We start from the raw sequence: 912 nt of genomic DNA on the forward strand, positions 1-912 counted from the left end.
ATCGCCTCTACTCGGCTGCCCAGGTGGATGCAGTCGCCGATTCCCTCAGCCTCCGCGCCGAGTTCCCCTACCAACTGACCTACCTCGGCGAGGGAAGCGAGATGTGGCGGGCGGGCGAAGTGCCGTCCAATCCCGACCTCGTACCGATGCTGCGTGACATCAACAGCCTCCTGACCCGGCACGCCGAGCAGCTCCTCGCCCTTGCCCCGCCGTCGTCCCCCGTGCAGATCGTCGATCTCGGGCCGGGCACCACGCGCCCGGTACGCGGTCTGATCCGCCACCTGCTGGAGCGCACCCGCCTGGCCGGCTATCGCGCCGTCGACATCAGCGCCGAGATCCTCGAACTGGCCAGGGAGAACCTGCAATCCGAATTCCCGGAGCACGCGCAGGACTTCGAGCTGTGGCACGGCGACTTCACCGGGCCGGACCTCAAGCGGGTCCTGGCACCCGAGCGCACCTCCGGCCACTCCGATACCGATCCGTTCCGCTTCGTCATCCTGGCCGGCGGCACGCTGTACAACTTCGCCGAACCGCACCAGGTCCTGCGCCACGTGCGCAGCGCCATGAGTGAGCGCGACGTGCTGCTGCTGACGCTGCGCATCGACATCGGCGCCGACCGGCCCGCGTTCATGAAGCAGGTCAGCGTCGGCGGCCCGCACAAGCCGCAGCAGTTGGCGGGACTGGACCTGCTGGCCATCGACCGGTCCTGGTACGTCACCGAGACCGGGTTCGACCGGACGCGCAGCGAAATCTTCGTCCGGGCACGGTTCCTGGAGCCGGTCACCGTGACCTTCGACGCCGCGGGAGGCAGCCGAACGGTGTCGTTCGAACCGGACGACACCGTCGTCGTCTGGCGCTACCTCTACCAGGACAGTACGGCGGTGGCCGACCAACTGACCGACTGCGGGCTCC

General features: G+C 68.5%; 1 protein-coding gene. It reads left to right on the forward strand.

Going from position 1 to position 912, the window contains the following annotated elements; genetic code table 11:
• Nucleotides 1–23 precede the first annotated feature (23 nt).
• Nucleotides 24–912, forward strand: an 889-nt coding sequence (locus ABD385_RS41185) for an L-histidine N(alpha)-methyltransferase (protein WP_344585405.1), incomplete at its 3' end; no start/stop codon positions are given.

This window comes from Streptomyces lunalinharesii (assembly GCF_039532155.1).
GTDB classification, from domain to species: domain Bacteria; phylum Actinomycetota; class Actinomycetes; order Streptomycetales; family Streptomycetaceae; genus Streptomyces; species Streptomyces lunalinharesii.